The organism is Rothia mucilaginosa ATCC 25296, assembly GCF_000175615.1.
In the GTDB taxonomy this organism is placed as follows: domain Bacteria; phylum Actinomycetota; class Actinomycetes; order Actinomycetales; family Micrococcaceae; genus Rothia; species Rothia mucilaginosa.
In genome coordinates this window covers 1-23,947 of sequence record NZ_ACVO01000014.1, presented here as the reverse complement: position 1 = coordinate 23,947, position 23,947 = coordinate 1, and the positions used below count along the sequence as shown (strand labels likewise).

16 protein-coding genes are annotated in these 23,947 nt (G+C 63.1%); 3 read left to right on the top strand and 13 right to left on the bottom strand.

Translation table 11 applies throughout. From position 1 onward, the window contains the following. Positions 1–361: 361 nt before the first annotated feature. The 6 genes from adhP to ROTMU0001_RS03270 form a co-directional block, all read right to left on the bottom strand. Positions 362–1,402 carry an alcohol dehydrogenase AdhP gene (gene adhP / locus ROTMU0001_RS03295; RefSeq protein WP_005505671.1) on the bottom strand — a complete coding sequence of 347 codons (1,041 nt, stop codon included), beginning with the start codon at positions 1,400–1,402 and terminating at the stop codon, positions 362–364. Positions 1,403–1,824: 422 nt separating this feature from the next. Next, positions 1,825–3,207 (bottom strand): hypothetical protein, encoded by a 1,383-nt coding sequence (locus ROTMU0001_RS03290; protein ID WP_005508116.1) that lies wholly within the window; start codon positions 3,205–3,207, stop codon positions 1,825–1,827. Positions 3,208–3,491: 284 nt separating this feature from the next. Continuing rightward, complete coding sequence (gene lgt / locus ROTMU0001_RS03285; RefSeq protein ID WP_005508115.1) at positions 3,492–4,511, bottom strand: prolipoprotein diacylglyceryl transferase; 1,020 nt, start codon at positions 4,509–4,511, stop codon at positions 3,492–3,494. Further along, positions 4,511–5,365, bottom strand: coding sequence for a tryptophan synthase subunit alpha (trpA, locus tag ROTMU0001_RS03280; protein WP_005505666.1), 855 nt, complete (start codon positions 5,363–5,365; stop codon positions 4,511–4,513). The genes lgt and trpA overlap by 1 nt, the downstream gene beginning before the upstream one ends. Beyond that, positions 5,365–6,699, bottom strand: a complete 1,335-nt coding sequence (gene trpB, locus ROTMU0001_RS03275; protein ID WP_005508114.1) for a tryptophan synthase subunit beta — start codon at positions 6,697–6,699, stop codon at positions 5,365–5,367. Before trpB ends, trpA begins: the two co-directional genes overlap by 1 nt. Before the next feature lie 219 nt (positions 6,700–6,918). After that, positions 6,919–10,218 (bottom strand): chromosome segregation SMC family protein, encoded by a 3,300-nt coding sequence (locus ROTMU0001_RS03270; protein ID WP_052293949.1) that lies wholly within the window; start codon positions 10,216–10,218, stop codon positions 6,919–6,921. A 321-nt stretch (positions 10,219–10,539) separates the two neighbouring features. Between ROTMU0001_RS03270 and ROTMU0001_RS03265 the strand changes: the two genes are divergently transcribed. From ROTMU0001_RS03265 to ROTMU0001_RS03255, 3 genes are all read left to right on the top strand, one after another. Further along, positions 10,540–11,595: a 3-oxoacyl-ACP synthase III gene (locus ROTMU0001_RS03265; RefSeq protein WP_005508112.1), complete on the top strand. Its 1,056-nt coding sequence runs from the start codon at positions 10,540–10,542 to the stop codon at positions 11,593–11,595. Positions 11,596–11,678: 83 nt separating this feature from the next. Continuing rightward, entirely contained in the window at positions 11,679–14,684 is a 3,006-nt protein-coding gene (locus tag ROTMU0001_RS03260) for an alpha/beta fold hydrolase (RefSeq protein WP_005508111.1), read from the top strand. A 33-nt stretch (positions 14,685–14,717) separates the two neighbouring features. Further along, positions 14,718–15,959: an NAD-dependent epimerase/dehydratase family protein gene (locus ROTMU0001_RS03255; RefSeq protein WP_005508110.1), complete on the top strand. Its 1,242-nt coding sequence runs from the start codon at positions 14,718–14,720 to the stop codon at positions 15,957–15,959. 212 nt (positions 15,960–16,171) lie between these two features. Here the strand turns inward: ROTMU0001_RS03255 and mutM are convergent, their stop codons facing one another. The 7 genes from mutM to ROTMU0001_RS03220 form a co-directional block, all read right to left on the bottom strand. Next, positions 16,172–17,254, bottom strand: a complete 1,083-nt coding sequence (gene mutM, locus ROTMU0001_RS03250; protein ID WP_005508109.1) for a bifunctional DNA-formamidopyrimidine glycosylase/DNA-(apurinic or apyrimidinic site) lyase — start codon at positions 17,252–17,254, stop codon at positions 16,172–16,174. A 75-nt stretch (positions 17,255–17,329) separates the two neighbouring features. After that, a complete protein-coding gene (gene rnc, locus ROTMU0001_RS03245) occupies positions 17,330–18,019 on the bottom strand; it encodes a ribonuclease III (protein WP_005508108.1) in 690 nt (229 codons plus the stop codon). A 16-nt stretch (positions 18,020–18,035) separates the two neighbouring features. After that, the gene (gene rpmF / locus ROTMU0001_RS03240) at positions 18,036–18,239 is read right to left on the bottom strand and encodes a 50S ribosomal protein L32 (RefSeq protein WP_005505656.1); all 204 of its coding nucleotides are present in this window, start codon (positions 18,237–18,239) and stop codon (positions 18,036–18,038) included. Between the two features lie 30 nt (positions 18,240–18,269). Further along, a complete protein-coding gene (locus ROTMU0001_RS03235) occupies positions 18,270–18,878 on the bottom strand; it encodes a YceD family protein (RefSeq protein ID WP_005508107.1) in 609 nt (202 codons plus the stop codon). 210 nt (positions 18,879–19,088) lie between these two features. Then, positions 19,089–19,577: a pantetheine-phosphate adenylyltransferase gene (gene coaD / locus ROTMU0001_RS03230; RefSeq protein ID WP_005508106.1), complete on the bottom strand. Its 489-nt coding sequence runs from the start codon at positions 19,575–19,577 to the stop codon at positions 19,089–19,091. A 107-nt stretch (positions 19,578–19,684) separates the two neighbouring features. After that, the gene (rsmD, locus tag ROTMU0001_RS03225) at positions 19,685–20,326 is read right to left on the bottom strand and encodes a 16S rRNA (guanine(966)-N(2))-methyltransferase RsmD (protein ID WP_005508105.1); all 642 of its coding nucleotides are present in this window, start codon (positions 20,324–20,326) and stop codon (positions 19,685–19,687) included. Positions 20,327–20,430: 104 nt separating this feature from the next. Further along, positions 20,431–23,679: a helicase-related protein gene (locus tag ROTMU0001_RS03220; RefSeq protein WP_425357309.1), complete on the bottom strand. Its 3,249-nt coding sequence runs from the start codon at positions 23,677–23,679 to the stop codon at positions 20,431–20,433. Positions 23,680–23,947: the final 268 nt, after the last annotated feature.

Here is a 23,947-nt window from a genome sequence, read left to right as displayed (position 1 = left end):
AGTATGCATTTTGAGGCCTGTAGATGTCAAACAAAATGCTATATTGAACTAATTTTGTGAAAATTTTGAGATATTCCCCGATATTTTCAAAAATAAATTCCCGCGTATATTACGTTTAGGTGCCTAGTACTCACAGAGGTTTTCAGCTCCTCACGATAACGGCTCTCAAAACTCGGAACCCTAAAACGCCGCGTTAAAAACACTAAGGCGCACCCCGCGTCGTATGCACAGCAGAAAGAGTACCCCTACTCCCCCGCCACACGGGATGCGCCCTAGGCGCTATAACCATCGAAACTACCGGCAAGACCCCAGCCGAGTGAGACCTTGAAGCCCTACCGGGCGCCTCGACCCATCCGCTAGCTTAGAGGCTAGCGAAGTCCAGAACCATACGGCCGGTAATCTTACCCGCCGCCATTTCCTCGAAGACAGCCGGTGCCTCGTCAACCTCACGCAGCTGAACCACCGGAACCACGATGCCGTCAGCACCGAACTGGAATGCCTCCGCCAAATCCTGACGGGTACCCACCAGGGAGCCCACCACGCGGATGCCGTCCAGAATAATCTTCACAATGGACAGCTCCATCATCTCCGAGGGCAGACCAACAGCCACCACGGAACCGCCCGCACGAACCGACTCGACAGCCTGGTTGAACGCAACCTTCGATACCGCGGTCACCACAGCAGCGTGAGCGCCACCGCCGGTCAGCTCGCGAATACGAGCCGGAACATCCTCAACCTCACGGCCGTTGATGACGTGATCAGCACCGGTCTCACGAGCCAGAGCCAGCTTGTCGTCATTGATATCAACAGCGATAACCTTGGCGCCGAAAACCTTCTTAGCGTACTGAACAGCCAGGTTGCCCAGACCGCCAGCGCCGTAAGCAACCAGCCACTCACCGGGGCGAACCAGCGACTCCTTAATTGCCTTGTAGGTGGTCACACCAGCGCAGGTAATGGAGCTTGCCTGTGCCGGGTCAAGGCCCTCGGGAACCTTCACAGCGTAATCAGCGGTCACCAAGGTGTACTCACTCATGCCGCCATCAACCGAGTAGCCTGCGTTCTTCACCGAACGGCACAGGGTCTCACGGCCCGAGGTGCAGTACTCACAGTGGCCGCAGCCCTCGAAGAACCAAGCCACCGACACGCGGTCCCCTTCCTTCAGGGACTCAACGCCCTCACCGACCTTGACGACACGGCCGATGCCCTCGTGGCCCAGAATACGACCCGGAACCTCACCGAAATCACCGGAAGCCACGTGCAGGTCAGTGTGGCACACGCCCGAGTACTCAATCTTCACGAGCGCCTGGCCGTAACCGACAGCCGGAACGGGAACCTCACGGACAACAACCGAACCGTCAACCTTCTCAGGGACAACAACAGCCTTCATGGTTTCCTTGCACATGACCTAAACTCCTTAGTCATCGGTGGCCGCGCTCAAGCCGCAATCTGCAATCTGCGCTGTGCAACCTAGCGGGGTGAGCGCGCGTATTCTTTACATTTCCACCGTAAAATGATGAGCCGCCAATCTAAAGGACCTTCCCCGAATATGACAGAGGGGTTAGATAGAGGCGTTCTCACGAGCAAGGATGAGCTTTCGATAAGGTCCATTCCGACCAATGCGCTAAACCGCCAAAGGTTGATATGACGCTATGACGAAACAACACAGAAGATGAGAATGCCTCCCAAACAAGCGGCTTGGGAGGCACTCAGAAAAAATTTAAATATTAAGTTTGAGGCGCATACCACCCTAAAGAAAGGGTTCAATCTGCACCTATACGATTCCTACAGGCTCACAGGAACTCTTAGCCGATGAGACTTAGCTGCCTAGAAGCAGAAAGCAACCTCAATATAACCAGCACCGCGCTCACCCGGACCATTCGGAGCATTCAACGCCCAACCCAGATCCATGATGCGCACCGTAGAATCCATGAACGTACCGCCGCCAGCGCCACCGCCAGCCAGCTGCACCGAACCCACCGCATAGCGGGCACGAGCCGAATCGTTATTCCACTTCTGCGACACCACACGAGCCGAAACGCTCAACGCAGCACCGGAGCCGCCGCCGCCATAACCGGCGCCACCGCCTCCAGAAACCACAGACTGGTAGCCGTTAAACAGCTCGCCAGCATTCGACGGGCGGTTATCGGTACCCTCCGGAGTCTGATCCCACTGGTACGAATAGCTCGCCACACCATCGGCGCCCTTCGCACGGAAACCGCTCGCACCCGCCGCACCGGCAGTCGCAGTGCTCACCAGCTTCTGGGTGGAGGTGCTCGAAAAACCAATCACCGAACCATCAACAGCCGGCGGGTTCAGCTTCTCACCGCCGGCACCGCCCACACCACCGGCGGCACCCGAACCCGGGTTCACCGTCAGAATCGGATCAGACTGCGCCTCGTACGAGGTGAAACCAACAAAACCGGGCGAACCGTCGCCGTCACCTGAACCAGCGCCACCACCGGTGCTGAACTGGTGCTCGCCACCGGAGCTATCGAGCGAATAGTGCGCGGTCGGGCGCACAGCACCCGCATTCGCGGGATTCGGCAGAACCGTCGCATACGACGCCAGCACACCGGCACCGCCGCCGCCACCGGCAACAATCATGGGCACACCATCCACCTCAATAGCGGAGGAACCACCGCCGGACGCCGAATACAGCACAGCGCTCATACCGCCGCGACCGGTCACACCGCCAGAAATGCGGGTCAAATCATTAATCGCAGAAACAACGTTCGCGGGAACCGGCGAAGAAGCCTTCGAGGAGCCGCCCACACCGTAGCCGTCGCCGCCCTCAGCGGGCTTCAGCTCACCATTACCGATACCACCCGAACCGGCAGTCAGAGTAATAGTCTGGCCGCCGCGCACAGCCATAGAACCCTCCACCATGGCACCGGAACCGGCATCAGCCACAGTGTAGTTCGTGCCGCCAGCACCGCCCACAGCGGTAAAACGCATACGCTTAGCGCCCGCAGGAACCGTCAGCACGGCAACCTTCTTCACGCCGTCACCGGCAGTGACCATCGTCGAATCCTCGTAAGGGCCGGTGCATTCGCCTTCCTCATCAGAAGCCGCATACGCCGGAATCACCGACGACGCCACAACAACCGGGGCAGCCCACGCCGCACCAGCCACAAGACGACGACGGGTCAGACCCGGACGAGAAGAGGGAGAAACGGGGCGCGAAGAATCGCCGGCAGAAGAGCTCACGATAAAAATCCTGTACGTCGAGTGGGTGTTTCTAAACGCAGACGCGACGGGCGTTCGAAGAGCCTCATACTCCTTACGCGGGAACCCGCCACACGCAATACCTCTATTATGCCTTCTCAACAGCCCAAATCCACGCAGGGTCCCGGCACATGCCACCATGAGAACATCCACCAGCAAGAAACAGACAGCAAGCACAAATAGCGGGCATAAAAAACCGCCGGACGGGGGCGCTCCCCCATCCGGCGGTTTTTCTATGAAATTTAGATAGAGCTAGAAGATGAAAGCTAGGAGCCCTTCGTCGAAGACTCAGAAGAGTCAAATCCTTCCGCGGGCTCTGCCTTCTCGGCTGCCTTCTCCTCAGCGCCCTCTGCAGGCTCATCTGCGGCAGGCTTCGGAGCAATCTCTGCAGGAGCCGGCTCAATACCCGCAGCAGCCTTCGCCGCCGCACGACGACCAGCCACCACAAAACCAGCAGCACCCAGCAGAACCAGCAACAGAGCAGTCCACACGTGAATACGAACGCCCCAGAGCATCTCCGAGGTATCAATACGCAAGAACATCTCAATGAAGAGGCGGCCCACACCGTAGTAGAACACGTACAGCCACAGGGTCTGACCCAGCTTCAGCACGCCCTTACGACCCAGCCACAGCAGCAACGCCACACCCAGCAGGTTCCACAGCGACTCGTACAGGAACGTCGGATGGAACAGCGTACCCGCCGGATATTGGGTCGGGAAATTACCGCTCGACGCGCTAATCTCCAAGCCCCACGGCAGAGTCGTCGGCTTACCGAACAGCTCCTGGTTGAACCAGTTACCCCAGCGGCCAAACGCCTGAGCCAGCAGAATACCCGGCGCTACCGCATCCGCAAAAGCCGGGAAATTCATCCCGTAGCGGCGGCAACCATACCAGGCGCCCAACGCACCAACCGACACGGCACCCATAATGCCGATGCCGCCCTCCCAAATCTTCAGGAAAGCCCACGGATCAGCAACATTCGGACCGAAATAGCTACCCGGGTCAGTAATCAGCACATGGTAGGCGCGGGCACCAATAATGCCCGCCGGAATAGCCCACATCGCCACGTCAAAAACGCGCTCAGGGGTACCACCCGCCGCCTTCCAACGGCGAGAACCCAGCCACAAGCACACCGCCATACCCGCAAGAATACACAGGGCATAGAAATGCACACGGAACGGGCCCAGCTGCAGGTACGAAACGCTCGGCGAAGGAATCGAACCCAGCGGAATCGAAGCCAGCACGTTAGCTACCGGCACGCTCGCCAGCGACAGCACATCAGACATTAGCCTTCACGCCCCGCCAGCTCACGGGTCAGCTTAGCCACCGCCTCAACACCGCCAGAAGCCAAAGCCTTCACCAGCGCGGTACCGACAATCACGCCGTCCGCATACTCGCCAATCTCCTCAACGTGGGCACGAGTCGAAACGCCCAGACCCACGCACGCACGAGGCGCACCGGCAGCCTTAATGTCCGCAACCAGGGTGCGAGCCGCCTCCGACACGGAGGTGCGGGCACCGGTCACGCCCATCACCGACACGGCGTACACGAAGCCGCTCGACGCCTTCGCAATAGTCGCCAAACGCTCCGGCGAAGAAGACAGAGCAGCCAAGAAAATACGATCCAGACCGTACTCGTCAGAAGCCTCAAACCACGCCGACGCCTCATCAGGCACCAGGTCCGGGGTGATCATGCCCGCGCCACCGGCAGCCGCCAAATCACGCGCAAAATTCTTCACACCGTACGCCAGAACCGGGTTCCAGTACGTCATCACAACAACCACCGCGTCGGTCGCCTCGGTAATACGGCGGACCGCCTCAAACAGCTGAGGCAGCTTGAAGCCGTTCTCCAGCGCCACGCCGGTAGCCTTCTGAATCACCGGGCCATCCATGACCGGATCAGAATAAGGCACGCCCAGCTCAATAATGTCCGCGCCGTTATTGCCCAGAGCAATCGCCGCGTCAATCGACTCGTCCAGGGTCGGGAAGCCCACCGGCAGGTAGCCGATCAGCGCCGCACGGCCCTGCTTCTCGCACTCAGCCAGACGAGCCGCCAGAGGCGACTGCGCATTCGGAGCGGGGAAAGAACCATCCAGCACCGTGAAAGGTGCCGACTGAGAAATAGCGTCCTGGTAGCTCATTACTTAGCCTCACTTTCAGCCTGTGCGTTCTGTGCAGCGGATGCGGCAGCTTCCTTATTACCGGTCATCAGGGTCGAGGACGGAATCGCCTTACCCAGGCCGAACCACTTCAGCGCGGTCTCCATGTCCTTATCGCCACGACCGGACAGACAGACAATCATCGTCTTCTCGCGTGCCGCCTCCGGATCCTCAGCAGCCCAACGCTGGCACACGCGCAACGCGCCCGCCAGAGCGTGCGAGGACTCAATCGCCGGGATAATACCCTCGGTGCGGCAGAGCAGACGCAGAGCGTCCATCGCCTCGGTATCAGTCACCGGCTCGTAGGTCACGCGACCAATATCGGACAGGTAGGAGTGCTCCGGACCCACGCCCGGGTAATCCAGACCAGCAGAAATCGAATGGGACTCAATGGTCTGGCCGTCCTCATCCTGCATCAGGTAGGTCATCGCGCCGTGCAGCATGCCCGGGCGGCCCAGAGTAATGGTCGCCGCGTGACGACCGGTATCCACACCGTCGCCGCCAGCCTCAAAACCGTAAATCTCAACCGACGCATCGTCCAAGAACGCGTGGAACAGACCAATCGCGTTCGAACCGCCACCCACGCAGGCAGCAATACCATCAGGCAGGCGGCCAGTCTCAGCCAGAATCTGCTCGCGCGCCTCCTCACCGATAGCGTCGTGGAAGAAACGCACCATCGCCGGGAACGGGTGCGCACCCGCGGCGGTACCCAGCAGGTAGTGGGTGTTCTCAACGTTCGAAACCCAGTCGCGCAGCGCCTCATTAATGGCGTCCTTGAGGGTGCGGGAACCGTTCTGAACCGCAATCACCTTCGCGCCCAGCAGCTGCATACGAGCCACGTTCAGCGACTGACGCTCAGTGTCTTCCTCACCCATGTAGACCACGCACTCCATACCGAAGAGCGCAGCCGCGGTCGCAGTCGCAACACCGTGCTGACCCGCACCGGTCTCAGCAATCAGACGGGTCTTACCCATACGCTTAGCCAGCAAAGCCTGACCCAGCACGTTATTAATCTTGTGGCTACCCGTGTGGTTCAGGTCCTCACGCTTGAGGAACACACGCGCACCAGCATGCTCAGAGAACTTCGGAACCTCAGTCAGCAGCGACGGACGGTTCGAATACTCAGCAGAAAGACGCTGGAACTCGGCAATGAACTCGGGGTCGTTCTTCGCCTCGTTAAAGGTTGCCTCCAGCTCATCCATGGCGGCAATCAGCGACTCGGGCATCCACCGCCCGCCGTACTCACCAAAATAGGGGCCGGGGGCATTCTTCAACGACTCGCCGTTGAGGAAAGCATCTGCCAGGTTCTCGCTCATCACTATTCCTTCCCTGGATGGTTGCCGCCGGATGCGCACCGCGGGTAGGGCGGGGCATCAGGCCTGATCACAGCGAAACACCACGCCAACCGCAAATAGATGGGCGGTGTTCGCACATATCCCCCTATAGTACCCGGGCGCAAGCGGTGACCTGTACCCCGGAGTGCACATGACCACTCCTAGGACATGTGACGTTCGCCGGGGTGGGTGTGCGGCGAGCTACAGCAGCTCGCGCAACTCCTCCATCTGCTGAGAAAGCACCGTCGACACGCCACCGCGCATCGACACCCCGTACAGGGTCTCCGCAATCTGCATCGTGCGCTTCTGATGCGTCACCACAATCAGCTGCGAACGCTCCCCCAACTCACCAATCACCTGCAGCAGGCGCGAGAGGTTGCGGTCATCCAGCGCCGCCTCAACCTCGTCCAGGGCGTAGAACGGCGACGGGCGAGACATATAAATCGCAATCAACAGCGCCAGCGAAGCAAGCGAACGCTCACCGCCAGATAGCAACGACAGGCGCTTAACCTTCTTACCTGCCGGGCGCGCGTGAATCTCCACACCCGAATTCAGCGGATCGGACGGGTCGTCCAGCTCCAGGTGGCCCTCGCCTCCCGGGAACAGGGTCTCAAAGATGCGGCGGTAGTGGGTGTTAATATCCTCCATCGCGGCGGTGAACACCTCCGCAATGTGGCTGCTGACCTCGTCCATGACCGTGTTCAGGTCGCGGCGGGTCGCCTTCAAATCCTCAATCTGCTGATTCAGGTAGGCATGGCGTTCGGACAGCGCCTCGTACTCCTCCAGCGCCAGCGGGTTAATGGCGCCCAGCGCCTCCAGTTCGGCGCGGGTTGCCTTGAGGCGAGCGCGGACACTTTCGGTGGAGGCTTCGGTAGTCTCTGACGCCGTTTCGGTAGCAGCATTTTCAGAAGCCGCGTTTTCGGAAGCCTCATCTGCGGGCACGTCAACCGGCAGCTGCTCGGAGTACTCCCCCTCCAGCTGCTCCAGGGTCAAACCGGTCACCAGGCGGGCACGCTCAGCCAGCGCCTGCACACGCTCCTGCACGCGCGCCGCCTCCGTCTGGGTGCGCGCCAGCAGGGTCAGCGCCGCCGCGTGCGCCGCCTGCAAATCCTGTACCTCATCGTTCGTGCTGGTCAGGCCCTCCTGGGCGTTCTTCAGGGCGCCGCTCAGCTCGTGCAGCTGCTGCTCACGCTCGCCCACCTGCTCGGCAAGCACCTCACCCAGACGCTGGGCTCGGCGCTCAATCTTTGCCGCCGGTGCCTGCTCCCCCGTGCCCGCCAGGTAGGAATCCTCGCGGGTACGCGCCGACTCGTAGGCGGTGCGCGCTTCGGCTACGGATTCCTCCGCGGCGGTGAGGCGCTCGTTCAGGCGGGCACGCTCATTCTGAATGTTCTGCGCGGAGGCTTCCAGGGACTCCGCCTGGGCGCAGGCGCGGGCATGCTCGGCGCTCGCCACGCCCGCTGCCTTCGCCGCCTCGCGTTCTGCTTCGACCGCCGATTCTGCCGCGGTCTGAGCCTGCTGAACGGTCTGTTCGGCTTCGTCCAGTTCGGCGCGGGTGCGGGTCACGACCTGGGAGGCGGCGCGGTATGCGGCGGCAAGTTCCAGGGGGCTGGCGCCCTCAGCCGGGTAGAGCAGGCTGTAGCGGGTGTGCTCGGTGCCTGCGGGGTCAAAAATACGCCACATAGTGCGCTGACCTGCGAAGGTATTCTCTGCGAGCAGGTGCAGGGCTTGCTCCGCGGAGGCGGCATCCGGCGCGAACAGCACACCCGCCAGGCGCTCACCCAGCGCCGCGGTGACGCGCGCCAGGGCGTGCTCGTCGATGCCGGCGAGCGCGGCGGCGTCCTCGCTGAGCGGTTCAATCATCTCGGTGGCGGGGCGGATACCCAGCTCGTGCAGCTCGGTAGCGCAGGATTCGGGCAGGGTGGTTTCGGGCAGTTCTGTTGAAAGTTCCTTCGCGGCAGATTCGTTGCTTTCGTCCCCCTTATCACCGCGCAACTGCGACACCTCGGCGTCCTCAACCGGCACGCTCAACGCCGCGGTCGCGAGCGATGTCAGCGCCGCAGACGCCGCGCGGGCATACTCGGGGTCAATCTGCACGGCATCCAGCACGCGCAGTAGGCTCACGCCTTCGTTCGAAGAATCCATGAGCTCGCCGGTTTCGGGGTCGAACACCGCCTCGGCAGATTCAGCACCGGGCTCGGCGGGTGCCTCGCCCAGGCTCTGGCCCAGCGCCTCACGCAGGGTTGCGGCACGCTCAGCCGCCGCCGCGTAGGCGCGGGTCGCCTCCACTGCAGCGGCGCGGGCGGCATCCAGCTGGGCCTGCGCGCGGGCACGAGACCGCGCCGCCTCGCCCGAGGCGCGCTCAGTCTGCGCCACCTCGGACGCCGCCTTCTCAAGGTTCTTCAGCGCCGCATCGTAGCGTTCCTCAAAGCTGGCGTAGCTTTCCACGGCGCGCTCTGCCTCTTCGCGGCGTTCTTCCAGCAGTTCCAGGGCGCGTTCGTATCCGGCGCGGGCGGCGGCGGTCGCCTCGGTCAGTTCCACGCGGTAGGTGCGCACGCGCTCGGCGGCGATGGACTGCACGGTGCGCACGCGCGCGGCGGACTCGCGCAGGGTCGACACGGCCTTCTGGCAGGCGGTGACCTCAGCGTTCAGGCGGTTCTGCTCCTGCTGATGCTTCGCGGACGCTGCACGTGCCGCCTCCAGTTGTTCTTTCAGGGTTTCGGCGCGGCGGGTACCTTCCACCTCGGAGGCGAGAGCCTGCGCCTGCTCAGCCTGCAGAACACCCAGCTGACGAGCCAAAAGCACCGCCTCCAGCTGGCGGATGCGCGCCTGTAGCTGGCGTGCAGTCGCGGCGGATTCTGCCTGCTCGCTCAGCGGTTGCAGCTGCGAATCCAGCTCGGCAACCAGGTCGCTCAGGCGGGTAACGTTCGATGCCACAGACTCCAGCTTGCGGCTGGTCTTCTCCTGGCGGCGGCGATACTTGACCACGCCCGCCGCCTGCTCGATCATGTCGCGACGCTGCTGCGCGGTGGCGTGCAGGACCGCATCCAGCTGACCCTGGCCGACGAGCACGTGCATCTGCTGACCCAGACCCGCCTCCGAGAGCAGGTCCTGAATGTCGGCAAGGCGCGCCGGGGAACCGTTAATCTCGTACTCGCTGCCGCCGGAGCGGAACATGGTGCGCGAAATCTGCACCCGATCAGCGGGAATGCTGAGGGTGCCATCAGAATTATCGAAAGTCAGGGTGACTTTGGCGCGGCCCAGGGGCGCACGCTGGGCGCCGTCACCCGAACCAGCCTCGCCGGAGCCCGCGAAGATAACGTCCTTCATGCTGCCGCCGCGCAGGCTCTTAGCGCCCTGCTCGCCCATAACCCAGGCGAGCGCATCCAGCACATTGGACTTGCCGGAGCCGTTGGGGCCGACCACCGCATTAATGCCGGGGGTGAACTCAAAAGTGGTGGCGGAGGCGAAAGACTTGAACCCGCGCAGGGTCAGCGACATCAGGTGCACAAGGGGCCTTTCTGCAGAAGAACTGGTGTGTGCCGGGCACGTTCTGTGGTGCGTGGCGGCATCCCTCTAGTGTACGCGGTGCGGCAGGCGAGCGGCGTGAACGTGCACGGGGTGAAGGGGGTTCAAAGTTCCTCATTGTGCATCATCTTACGCGCGGGGTGAACGGGCGCGTTCATATTGGGTCTACGGATACGGGTTCGCCCGGTCGGTGCGGTAGATTGGAATGAGCATCACGAATTCTGCGGGGCCGCTGTTCGCATCCCCGCGTTTTTCTATGTATCCCACTGACTTCTATTTTCAAGGGCCACACCATTGTTGAATGCATCCGCCGATAAGGTCGGCACGAACTCTGACATTCGCCACGCTAATGCAGCTCTGCTGTCCATTACCCATGAGCTGCCTCCGGATGTCGTCACGAGCGACTACTTCGATGAGCAGCTGGCCCAAACCTATAAGCGTCTGCGCATGCCGAAGGGCCTGCTGGAGCGCCTTGCCGGTATTAGCACTCGCCGCGGCTGGGCTGAAGGCCAGACCTTCGAGGACGGCGTGGTTGCCGCAGCCGAGAAGGCTATTGCGGAGGCGGGTATTGACCGTTCCCAGATTGGCCTGCTGATTAACGCTTCGGTGACTCGCGATAACTTTGAGCCCGCCGTTTCGGTGGGTGTGCACGACCGCCTGGAGTTGCCGCGTCACGCCCTGAACTTCGATATTACGAACGCCTGCCTGGGCTTCGTGAACGCGATGACTGTCGCCTCCACCATGATTGATGCGGGCGCTATCGACTATGCCCTGATTGTCGCTGGCGAGGACCCCTCCCCGTGGCACCGTACCGCGGTGCGCATTCTGAACAACCCCGATTCGACCCGCGAGGATGTGCTGGCTCAGTTCGCGACCCTGACCCTCGGTTCGGGTGCGGCAGCGGCTGTGATTGGTCGCGCTGACCGCCACCCGGAGGGCCACCGCATCGTCGGTTCGGTGTCCCGCGCGGGCACTGAACACCGTAACCTGTGCATCGGTGGCGAGGCGGATCAGGGTATGAACACTGACGCCGAGGGCCTGCTCAAGCACGGTCTGGAGCTGGTGGCGCAGGCGTGGGAGCAGGCGCATCAGGACGGCTGGGAGTGGAACGATATGACCTCCTACGTGACCCATCAGATTTCTAACGCCCACACGAACGCCATTATTGAGGCGGTCGGTATTGAGCGTGAGCGCATCCCCTTGACCTTCCCGAAGTGGGGCAATGTGGCTGCGGCGGCTCTGCCGATGACTCTCGCCGAGTGCGCGCCGACCTACACGGAAGGCGACCGTATTCTGTGCATGGGTGTGGGTTCTGGCCTGAACACTGCCCTGCTTGAGATTCAGTGGTAACCCGGTAGCCAGCAGCCTTTAGCCGGTAACCCGTTAGCTTTTGCGGTAGACATTCACCGATTCGATCCGGAAGGATTCCCAGCATGCGCCATTTGAACTTCCCTAAGGCTCAGCCCCCGTATAACCCGGAGGAATGGGCGGGCGTGAACCCGCGCTACTCCCACCTTCTGGAGGTGCCCACCTCCGCCCCCATTGAGCAGCGGGCGCAGCAGGCTGGCGCGCGCCGCTGGCACTACCTGGATAACCTTCCGGTGCTGGTCGAGCAGGGTTTGGAGCCGATTGGCACGATCCTGTGCGTGCACGGTAACCCGACCTGGTCGTACCTGTGGCGTACCGTGCTGGATGCGGGTGTGAATGAGCGCGCCCCGTGGCGTGTGGTTGCGGTTGATCAGATTGATATGGGTTATTCGGAGCGCACCCACCTGGATTTGGAGGGTGAGCGCCGCTCCCTGACCGACCGTATCGCTGACCTGGGTGATTTCACGAAGGCACTCGGTCTGGATGAGACCGATAAGCCGGTCGTGACCCTCGCCCATGACTGGGGTGGGCTGGTGTCCTTTGGTTGGGCGTTGGAGCATCGTGAGATTCTTTCGGGCGTGATGCTGACGAACACCGCGGTCTACCATGACGGCATTGAGAATATCCCTGCCGCCCTGCGCCTGGCGTTGGGTGTGCACGAGTGGGGTACTCACGATTCGACCGCGTTTATTGATGTGACCTTGGGTTTGGCTCAGAATGAGGGCCGCCTGCCCGCGCCGGGTTCTGCCGGTGCCGGGGCGCTTGATGGCGCCCTGCCGCAGCCGGTGGGTCAGCAGCCTAAGCGCCTGTACCCGAGCCCACTGAACGAGGCGATTTACCGTACGTACCGTGCGCCGTACGCTCATTCGGCGTGGCGTGAGGGTGTGCGTAATTTTGTGGGTGATATTCCGACCGGCACCGATATTCCTTCCTATACGCCGATGCAGCGTATTGCCGAGCAGATCCGTGACCTGGACGTGCCCGCGTTCTTCCAGTGGGGCACGAAGGACCCGGTGTTCCAGCGCCGCTACCTGTTCGACCTGATGGAGCGCATGCCGCAGGCAAAGGTGCACCGCTACGAGAAGGCCTCGCACCTGGTCATTGAGGATTACGATATTGCCACCCCCATGATTTCGTGGCTTGCGCAGACTTTCGGCACAAGGGAGGATGGCGCTCTGGTGCCCCCGCACAACGTTGAGGCGGAGCATCGTGCCGCCCGCGCGCGCCGCCACGGTCTGACTACCGGCGAGGGCACTGCCGCTGAGGGCGCTGAGGGCGCTGTTCCCGCGGCGTTCCGCCCCATGCTCGCTGCCCTCACCGAACGCGCCAATGACACCTCCACCGCCGTGGTGGATATGGACCCCAAGGGCGACGGCACCTCCGTTTCTGTGACCCTGACCTGGGCTGAGCTGAACCAGCAGGTCAACGCCGCCGCGACCCGCCTGCACGCCCTGGGTGTGCGTCCGGGCGACCGCGTGAACCTGATGGTGCCTCCGGGTGCCCGCCTGACCACCCTGATTTACGCCTGCATGAAGCTGGGCGCTGTTATTGTGGTGGCTGATACCGGTCTGGGTATTCCGGGTCTGACTCGCGCGTTGAAGGGCGCTAACCCGAGCTTCCTGGTGGGTATTCCCACCGCGCTCAGTGCCGCCCGTACCCTGCTGTGGCCGGGTGTGCGTATTTCTGTGGAGCCGCTGGGTTCGGTGCAGGAGAAGCTGTTGGGCGTTGCCGGTTCGGTGTTTACCGCGCCCGCCGCTGACGGTACTCCGGGTGCGCCGGTGCCCACCCCGACCGTGGTGGAGTTCCCCTCCCCCGTGCCGGATGCTGATGCGGCGGTGCTGTACACCTCCGGTTCGACCGGCCCGGCTAAGGGTGTGGTGTACACGCAGCGTCAGCTGGCGGGTATGCGCGATGCCATTGCGAATACGTACGGTTTTGCGCCCGGTAGCGGTCTGGTGGCTGGCTTCGCGCCGTTTGCGCTGTTGGGTCCGGCGCTGGGTGCTACCAGCGTGACCCCGACGATGGATGTGACCCGCCCGAAGACCCTGACGGCTTCGGCATTGGCGTCGGCTGCGGCGGCTATTGATGCGTCGGTCGTGTTTGCATCCCCCGCCGCCCTGGTGAATGTGGTGGCGACCGCCGATGAGCTCAGCGGTGAGCAGCGTGCGGCGTTGGCTAAGGTTCAGACCGTTCTGAGTGCTGGCGCGCCGATTCCCGTGCCACTGCTGGAGGCGCTCTCCGCCCTGGTGCCGAACGCCTCCCTGCACACCCCGTACGGCATGACCGAGGGTCTGCCGGTGACCGATGTGTCTTTCGAGATGATTCGCCAGGCGATTGCTGAGGGTACCCCGAATGCTGCCGGTGAGGTGCTTGACCCGTTCGCCCGTGACGGCGTGTGCGTTGGTTTCGCGGTGTACGGTGCGGCGGTGGCTATTGCGCCTCTGCTGCAGGACGGTTCGGTCGCGGATGAGCTGACCCATGAGCCGGGTGTGACCGGTGAGATTCTGGTCTCGGCACCGCATGTGAAGGACCGCTACGACACCCTGTGGGTGACTGAGGAGCAGTCCATTAGCACTCCGGGTTGGCATCATACCGGTGACGTCGGTCATCTGGACGCTTCGGGTCGCCTGTGGGTTGAGGGTCGCCTCGCCCACGTGCTGCTGACTTCGCAGGGCGTGCTGACTCCGGTTGCGGCTGAGCAGTCCGCCGAGTCCCTGCCCGAGGTGCGCCGCGCCGCCCTGGTCGCGGTGGGCCCTGCCGGTACTGCCGCTCCGGTGCTGGTCATTGAGGCGTCCGCGAACACCGCCACCCTGGAGGCGCGCCAGTCGGCATCGGGTCTCAAGCGTGCCCTGCTCGATCGCGTGCCCGGCGCTCGCCGCTTCCCCATTGCGGAGGGTGTGGCGCCCTTCGAGCTGTCGCAGCTGGTGCGTCAGAAGGTTGCCGAGGACACCGGCGTGGAACTTGCCGCGGTGCTGGTGGTGCACGAGCATCCGACCGATATTCGCCATAATTCGAAGATTGACCGCCCCGCCCTGGGTGAGTGGGCGTCGAAGGTCCTTGCGGGGGCGTAAGCGCCTGCCGGATCCCTAAGTCTAAGGAGTATGATGTCCCCTCATTCTTCGCGTGAGTCCTCTTCCCACGAGCCCGCACCCCGCTTGTCTGGACACCGCCTGTCGACTGCGCATGCGGTGACCTCCCCGACGGCGCGGTTCCGCAAGCCTGCGCAGCCGCTGGCGGCGCGCTACACCGACCCCGCCCCGCGTTCGCTGCGCCCGGTTGAGGAGCCCGATTTCGCGCCGCGTATTGGCGAGCGCATCCTCTTTACCGGCGCGAGCGGCCTGCTGGGTCGTGAGAGCGTTCTGGCGTTGCTGCGTGCCGGCTACGATGTGCGCGTTTTTCAGCGTGGCGATTCGGGTATTGCGGCGCTTCTGCCCGATTCGATTCGCCCGCGTTTTGAGCAGGTGCGCGGCGATATTACGAACGCGCAGGCTGTGGATCTGGCGCTGACCGGCGTGAACGGCGTGGTGCATGCCGCGGCGAAGGTTTCGGTGAGCGGCGAGTGGGCTGACTATGAGCGCATCAACATTGAGGGTACCCGCACCCTGTTGCAGGCGGCGCTGAACCATTCGGTGGGTTCGTTCCTGTACATTTCGTCGCCGTCGGTGGCTCATGCCGGTGCGGCGATTGTGGGTGACGGTGCCGGCGTGGCGTCCCCGGAGCATGCGCGCGGTAACTATGCGCGTTCGAAGGCTGCCGCTGAGCTTCTGGCGCTGGAGGCGAACGGTACTCCCCTGCCCGGTGGCGGGGTTTTGCGCGTGGGTGCGTTGCGTCCTCACCTAATGTGGGGACCGGGCGATACCCAGCTGGTCGAGCGCATTCTGGAGCGTTCCGCCGCGGGCCGCCTGCCTCTGCTCTCTGGCGGTACGGGCCTGATTGACACGCTCTACATTGATAACGCCGCGGACGCCGTGGTGCGCGGCTACCAACGCCTCGACGCTTTTGCGGGCAAGGCGCTGGTGGTGACGAACGGTCAGCCGCGCACTATCGCTGAACTACTGGGTGGTTTCTGTGAGGCGGTGGGCGTTCCCGCCCCGCGCTTCTCGGTTCCGGCGAAGGTTGCGGCCCTGGCGGGTAAGGTCATTGAGCGCGTGTGGGAACGCCTGCCGAAGAACGTAACCGCCGGTGATGAGCCGCCGATGACGGAGTTCCTCGCCGAGCAGCTGTCGACCGCACACTGGTTTGATCAGCGCCGCACCCGTGAGCTTCTGCAGTGGGAGCCCGCCGTGTCGATTGAGGAAGGCTACGAGCGTCTGGGCTTGTTCTACGGGGACAGGTACAAGCGATAGGTACAGCCGCCAGTTGCTTCTTATCGGGGTGGCTTTCGGGTTGACTCCCCCCACCCCCGGTTTATACAACTGAGGTTTAAACGAATGACGGCGTAGCTACATCCCCCGTATGGGAGGAACGTAGCTACGCCGTCATTCGCATATCTAGCGTGAGCTTGTGCCTATCGTAAGCCTTTACCTGTCGTAAGCTTCTACCTAGCGTGAGCCTTTATCTAGCGAGAACGCGGCGCCCGCTGGCAGTGCGGGCAACGGTAGGACGAACGGTTCTGGAACGGTTCGCGCACCATCAGGGTTGTGCGGCCCGCCTCCGCGCAACGGTGGCAGGGCTCCCCGGCCCGGCCGTAGGCGTTCAGCGAGCGCTCAAAGTAGCCCGACTCGCCCAGCACGTTCACGTACAGGGCGTCGAAGCTTGTGCCGCCCGCCGCCAGGGACTCGCGCAGCACCTGCGTGACCGCCTCCAGCAGTTCGCGGGTTTGGGCGGCGCTGAGGGTGCGTGCGGGCTTCGCGTAGTGCAGCCGCGCACGCCACAGCGCCTCGTCGGCGTAGATATTGCCCACGCCGGAGATCACCGACTGGTCCAGCAGCACCTTCTTAATGCCGCTGGAGGTGCGCAGGAACTTGCGGCGCACCGCCGCGGGGTCGAAGAATTCGTCCAGCGGGTCGCGGGCAATGTGCTTGACCGCTTCAGGTACCAGAAAACGCTCCGGTACTTCACCCGGCGCTGCTTCACCCGCCGCAGCTTCATTCACTGCAACTGCCGCGGGTACGTCCGGCACCAGCCGGCTGAGGAACATGCCGCCGAAGATGCGCTGATCCACGAAGAGCAACCGCTGCCCGGTGCCTGCCCGGTTGGTGCTCACCGTACCGCCGGTGGCTCCCGCAGCGCTGGTAGCTCCCACCGGTCCCAGTTCGAGCGCCACGCGCAGGTGCCGCGGCTGCTCATCAAAGGCCGCGCGAGCCTCCGACTCGCTGCCCGAGTCGCTGCCGGAATCACCGCCCGGTTCATCGCCCGGTTCATCGCGCACGAGCAGCTGACCGCTCATGCCCAGATGCACCACGAGCGCCTCGTCAGCAAGCGTGCCATCCGCCTCGCTCAGGGTCAGCCACAGGTACTTGCCGCGGCGGTAGGCACCGCGCAGCGCCCTGCCGGTGAGTGCCACCTCAAAGTGGGCGGGACCGGGCAGGTGCCTGCGTAGCGAACGGGCATCGACCACGCGCACCGCCTGCACGAGCCGACCCAACGAATGGTCGGCGATGCCCGCACGAACGGTTTCCACCTCGGGCAGTTCGGGCATGATTCCCTCCAATCAGCGAGGCTGCAGAATCAAGAACCCGCAGAGCTAACAGACCTGCAGGATGCTTGAATGAGCCTAAACCAGAACGCGATACGCCTGCTCAGCGGCAAGGCGCTCCGCCTCCTTCTTGCTCGGACCCACACCGGTACCGGTCTGCTGGTTCGCCACAATAGCGACCGCAGTATACACGCGCGCGTGGTCCGGGCCCTCGCCGGTGACCTCGTAGCGCACGTCTCCCCAGCCGCGGGCGGTGGCGAGGTTCAGCAGCTCAGTCTTCCAGTCGCGTCCAGAGTTCAGGACCTTCTCATCGTCGAGCAGCGGCGCAATCAGGCGCAGCACCAGGTCACGAGCCGCCTCGCGACCGCACTCCAAGTAGGTCAGGCCAAAAATCGCTTCCATGGTGTCGGCAAGGATCGAGTCCTTATCGGCGCCGCCGGTGTGAATCTCGCCCTTACCGAGCAGGATGTACCTGCCCAGATCCAGGTCGCGTGCCACCTTCGCCAACGCCACCGTAGACACCACCACGTGGTGCAGCTTCACGAGCTCGCCCTCGGGCAGGTCGGGGTAGCGTCGGTACACTTCTTCAGCAATCGCCAGGGAAAGCACCGAATCGCCCAGGAACTCCAGGCGCTCATTATGCTCCACCCCGGGGTTCTCGAAGGCGTAGGAGCGGTGGGTTAGGGATAGCAAAAACGTCTCGGCGTCGATATCGACTCCGAGACGTTTACGCAACTCCCTAGTATCAACACTAGGAAATTCAGTCATAAGGATTCACCGCTTCTTAGGCGTCTGCAACCTTACGGCCCTTGTACTCCAGGAACAGGGCGTTGCCTGCAGCGTCGGTTACAACCTTTGCCTGGTGGGGCAGGCTGTAGGTCACGCGACCGTTTTCAACGGTCTTAACCAGCTGGGGCACGGATGCCTTCCACTGGGAACGGCGTGCGCGGGTGTTAGCGCGGGACATCTTGCGCTTGGGAACAGCCACAGCTATCTCACAATCTCTAGTAACAACAATTTAGTTTTCGGTATCTGCGCCGAGCAGGCCCTGCAGGGCCGACCAGCGCGGATCCAACACCTCGTGATGATGCCCGGGGTCATCCTCCAGGCGCGCACCGCAATCGGCGCACAGACCCTGGCAGGTGTCCCTACAAACAGGCTGGAACGGCAGTTGAAGGATTACTGCGTCCCGCAGAGCCAGTTCAAGGTCGATGGAATCATCCTCAACGGCGTACTGCTCATCTACTTCGTCTTCGGGGCCGCCAGCCGGGGCCTTCTCAAAGACGAAAAGCTCTTGAATATTGGCCGACATCTCGTAATCAATCGGATCCAAGCAGAGGCTACACTCGCCGTGTACATCCACAACGACGGAGCCGGTAACTAGGATACCATCAACAACAGACTCCATACGAATATCGAGGTCAATATCCGAACCCTCTTCCACGCCGATGAGCGCGTTACCCAGGTCTGCCGGTGCGGGCACGACCTCGGTGAGGGTTTCCATGGTGCCGGGACGGTGCATCAGGTTAGTAACCGATACCACCAGCGGCGATGCGTCTGCACGTGAAATGGCGTTTCTCCTTACGAAATGTATAAACCAAAGTCCCATTTTAGGGGTCATTCGCACCGTTAATCAAGATTAAGCGCCTTTTAAATCTCTTTAAGTGGCGCTCACCTCTTAAATATCCCCTTAAGGAGGCGCCGCGCGGCATTTAATCGGTCGGTCGGGGCTACTACTGGGGGACTTAAGTGCCCGGTCGGCGGTGCGAGTTATTCTGCCGGGGTCCTGCCGGTGGGCGTGTCGGACGGGTGCGCGCCCGGGTTGATGAGGCGTTTTCTAGGCGTTTTCCTTGGTGTTTTTCAGGGCGCGGGCGACCGCCTCCGGCACGAAGGGAGTCACGTCACCACCCAGCGACGCCACCTCACGAATAATCGTGGACGACACCGCACCGTAGCGGTCCTCACCCGCCAAGAACACCGTCTCAACCTGCGCCAGGTGGCGGTTCATGCTCGCCATCGGAGCCTCATAACTGTAGTCCGTCGCCGAACGCAGACCCTTCACCAGCACCTTCGCGCCACGCTCCGCCGCGTACTCGGCAAGCAGCACGCCCGGCGGAATCGGCTCCACGCTCACGCCCTCAATGCCGAGCTCCTGCAGGGACTCACGCACCAGTTGCACGCGCTCCTCCAGGGAGAAACGGTATTTCTTGGAGCTATTGTGCGCCACGCCCACGATCACCTCGTCAAAGAGCTGAGCGGCGCGGGCAATGATTTCCAGGTGGCCGTGGTGCACGGGGTCAAAAGATCCGGGGCAGAGGGCGATCATGGCGGTTCCTTCACGAATAAATATCAGACGTTGGAATGAGTAGATGCGGGCGAATTTAGGATGCGGGTTAGCGGCATGCGGGCGAGCGCAGGATGCGGGCGGAAAGGTCAGGCGGCGAGCTCTTCAGCGTCCTCGCCGGATTCGTCGCCCGCCTGCTCCTCAACCTCGTCAGGCTCTACATAGTAGAGCACCGTCTCGCCGTGCTGACGGGTCGAAAAACAGTACAGGCCCTCGCCCCACACCGGCTCCGCATCGCGCGAAGAACGCTCCACCACGACCACGGCGCCCTCGGCAAGCTTGGGGGTGAGCGCCTCCAGCAGCTCGCTGACCTGCTCATTCGGCATGGCGTAGGGCGGGTCAACAAACACCAGATCCCACGGCCCGGAGGCGGACTTCACGTAGGTCAGCGCCTGAGACTGCTGCACGTGCGCCGTAGAACCGGTAGCGCCAGAAGAACCAGTGCGGCCCATCGCCTTCTCCACCGCGGCAACGTTCTTGCGAATCACCGCAACAGCCTTCGGGTACGTGTCCAGCAGCGTCACGGAGGCGGCACCGCGCGAGAGCGCCTCGCAACCGAGCGCGCCCGAACCGCCAAAGGCGTCCAGCACGCGGGCGCCACGAATAATGTCGTAGCTTTCCAGCTTCGAGAAGAGGGATTCCTTCACCCGGTCGGTGGTGGGGCGAGTATTATCCCCCGGAACCGAAGCAAGGCGAACGCCTCCGGCAGCACCGGAAATAATACGGCTCATAGGTCTCTCCTCTTAACTAGTGTGGTGTGTTGACGTCACGGTTTCAGCGAGTGGTGGGCAACGCAGGTTGGTGGGCGGGCAGAGGGTTCTGCCCCGTTGCGCGCTTATCCCCTGCCGAGGAACGCCTCACGGTCAGCGTCCAGGGCGCGGTCAATCGTACGCGCCAACGACGGATGCTTAGCCAGCGTCGGGTCCTTCTCCACCACCGAGCGGGCATCCTCGCGGGCACGCTCAATAATGTCGGCATCGGCGAGCGCCCGCAAGAACCGCAGGGTGCTCTTCGAGCCCGATTGTGCAGCACCCAGAATATCACCCTCACGGCGCTGCGCCAGGTCGATGCGGGAAAGCTCGAAGCCGTCCGTGGTGGAGGCAACCGCATCCAGACGCTCGCGGGACACGCCGCCCTCCTCCTGGCGGGTAACCAGCAGACAGGTGCCCGCGTAGCCGCCGCGACCCACACGACCGCGCAGCTGGTGCAGGCCCGAGATGCCGAAACGGTCGGCGTCCATGATGATCATGAGCGTGGCGTTCGGGACGTTCACGCCCACCTCAATGACGGTGGTGCTGATGAGCAGGTCAATCTCACCGCGCTCGAAAGCGGTCATGACGGAGGTCTTCTCCGCCGGGTCCATGCGGCCGTGCAGGGTGCCGATACGCACGCCGACGAGGGCGTCCTCCGCACTCAGGTAGGAGTACATTGAGGCGACCGAGGTCAGCTGAACCTTGCCGTCGCTACTGGCGCTACCGCTCTGACCGAAATAGCCCTGGGCAGAGTTGCCCGCGCCCGCACCGTTCAGGCTGGATGCGCCAAAGAACGCGGCACCCTCCTCCAAGCTGTCGCCATCCTCCCCGATTTTGGGGACGACAACATACACCTGGTGACCCGCGTCGATTTCTTCGCGGGCGCGCCTCCACAACCGGGACGCCCAGGCGGGCTTCTCGGCAAGGGGCACCACGTGGGTCGAGATTTTCTGGCGGCCGGCGGGCAGGGTGTCGAGCACGGACACGTCCAGGTCACCGAACACGGTCATGGCGACGGTACGCGGAATGGGCGTTGCGGTCATGACCAGGCGGTGCGGCAGGGCGCCGTCGGTGCCGCGCAGGCCGTCGCGCTGCTCCACGCCGAAGCGGTGCTGCTCGTCCACGACGACCAGACCCAAATCGTGGAAGCTCACCTCGTCGGAGAGCAGGGCGTGGGTGCCAATCACAATCTGGGCGGTGCCGTCGGCGAGTTCCTGCAGTACCTTGCGCTTGGCGCGGGTACCCATGGAGGCGGTCAGCAGGCGCACACGCACACGGTCGGGTTCCTCCCCGCTCCCCGAAGGGATTCCCTCGGCAGAATCATCAGCGTCAGAGTCTTCGGGCGCAGCCATATCCCCCAGGATGTCCAGCACCGAACGCAAATGCTGCTCGGCAAGCACCTCGGTCGGGGCGAGCATCGCGGACTGGCCGCCCGCATCGGCAACCTGCAGCATGGCGCGCAGAGCCACCACGGTCTTACCGGAACCCACATCACCTTGCAACAGGCGGTTCATGGGCGATTCACTCGACAAATCCGCGGCAATCTCAGCGCCCACCTTCTGCTGCCCCTCGGTCAGCTCGTAGGGCAGAACCTGAAGCAGCCGATCGGCGAGGCCGCTCTCCACGGCGGGGCGCGGCTGGGTCAGGTGCGCGGCACGCACCGAATGCAGGCGGGCGAGCGCGCTCTGCAGCACGAACGCCTCACGGTAACGCATCTGTGCCTGCGCGGCACGCCAGGTGTCCTCAGAGTCCGGGGTGTGCAGGGCGCGGTACGTCCACTCCAGCGAGGGCACCTTGCGGGCGCGACGAATCGTGTAGGGTACCGGGTCTTCAAGTTCTTTGAGTGGCACCTTTTCGAGCAGCTGCGCCATGTAGCCGCTAATGCGGTCGGTGGGCAGCTTCACGGGGGCGCGGTAGACGGGCACGGGGGCGGTGGCGGCGTCGGTGACGTCCGCGCCGGAGGCATCCTTCGAGAGCAGGGCGTAGTGCGGGTTGGTGAGGGTGTATTCGCCGCGGTAGATGCCGACTCTGCCGGAGAACATCATGGTTTCACCCTCGCGGATTTCTCGGGCGGCGGTCCAGGCGTTGAAGAAGGAAAGCTTCATCTGCGAGCCGATGAGCGCACCGGGGTTCGTCATGCTGGGCGCGGGCACGCCAAAGAGGCCTCCCTGCGCAAAACTATCCTGACCAAACGAGTCTTGACCGTAGCTGTCTGCGTAGCCACTGTAGGAGACGGGCTGCACTCCCCTGCCCTGTGCACTGGAATTCTGTACCACGGGGTTCTGGGCAGCTGGGTTCTGCGTGGAGTTAGCGAGCGCGTTGATGCGCGGGTTGTGCATCCCGGTCGCCTGCCAGCTCTGCGCGGGCGCACCGGATACTCTGGATACGCCGGATACGCTGGATGCACCGGATGCGCCGGGGCGGTTAGCTCGCCCGGGCACCACGGATACAGGGCCGCCAGCCCCAAAACCAGTGGCACCAAAACCGGCAGCCCCAAAACCTGCGGGTGCGTCCTGCCCGGTGGCGTCGGAGAGCCGGTCGGTGATGGTCACTTCCGTGATTTTGCCGCGGCGCGCCGCCATGGTTCGGGTGCTCACGTGCACCACGCGGGCGATGATGGTGACGTCCTGGCCTTCAACGAGTTCGGCGAAGGAGCTGAGCTCGCCGCGCGGCAGGTATTTGCGCGGGAAGTATTCGAGCATCTCTCCGACGGTGTGCAGGTCCAGGTGTGTAGCGATTGCCTTGGCGCTGGGCGCTGGCAGGTACTTTTTGAGCGGCGCATTTTCGATGCGATCTTCGGAGGCGTAGCGCGCCAGGGCACGGCTCTTAGCCTCCGCGGCAGCTGATGTGGGCTTCTCAGCCGCAACCTTCTTCGTAGTTGCCTTCTTCGCGGAAGTTTTCTGGGCGGGCGCTTTCTTCAGCATGGTTTTCGGCGCAGCATTTTTCGGCGCGGGGGTTTTCTGCGTAGCGGTCTTGGAGTCAGCTACCCTCTTCACCGAGGATTCGGATTCGGTTGCTTTCTTTGCGGGAGCAGTCTTCTTCGCTGCGACCTTTTTGGATGCAGTCTTTTTGGGTGCAGGCTTCTGCTCGCCCCCTTCGCTTGCCTTCGTTACCTTTTGCGGGCGCGCCGAAATATCCCGCGCGGCAGTTTCGCTCTCCTGCGGGATCGGTTCGTTCTGAGTTAGTTCCTTCTGAACTGTTTTCTTCTGAGCCGGCTTCTTCCGGGCGGGTGCTTTCCGGGCAGGTTCCCCCGGCTGATGTGCTTCCGGCTGAGTTGCCTGCCGCGCCGCCAACGCAATATCGACCAGCTCGTAGATAGCGTCATCAGTCATGGTGTGCGCGGCGGGACCCAGCGAATGCTTGAGCGTTTTGAGCGCCTTACGGTAGGTGGCGCTAGCGCGCTGTGCCGCGCGTTCGCTCAGCTCGGCGCGGCTCACCTCGCCTCGGGCGTAGGCGGCAAGATCGCGCACGGTCAGCTCGGCGGTGGTGCGGAGCTGCTCATCGCTCAGTAGCGGCGCATCCTTTTTCCGCGGCTGGGCTCGGGTCGTAGAATCAGCTCGGGCCGCAGAACCGGCACGGGCCGCAGAACCGGCACGGGCC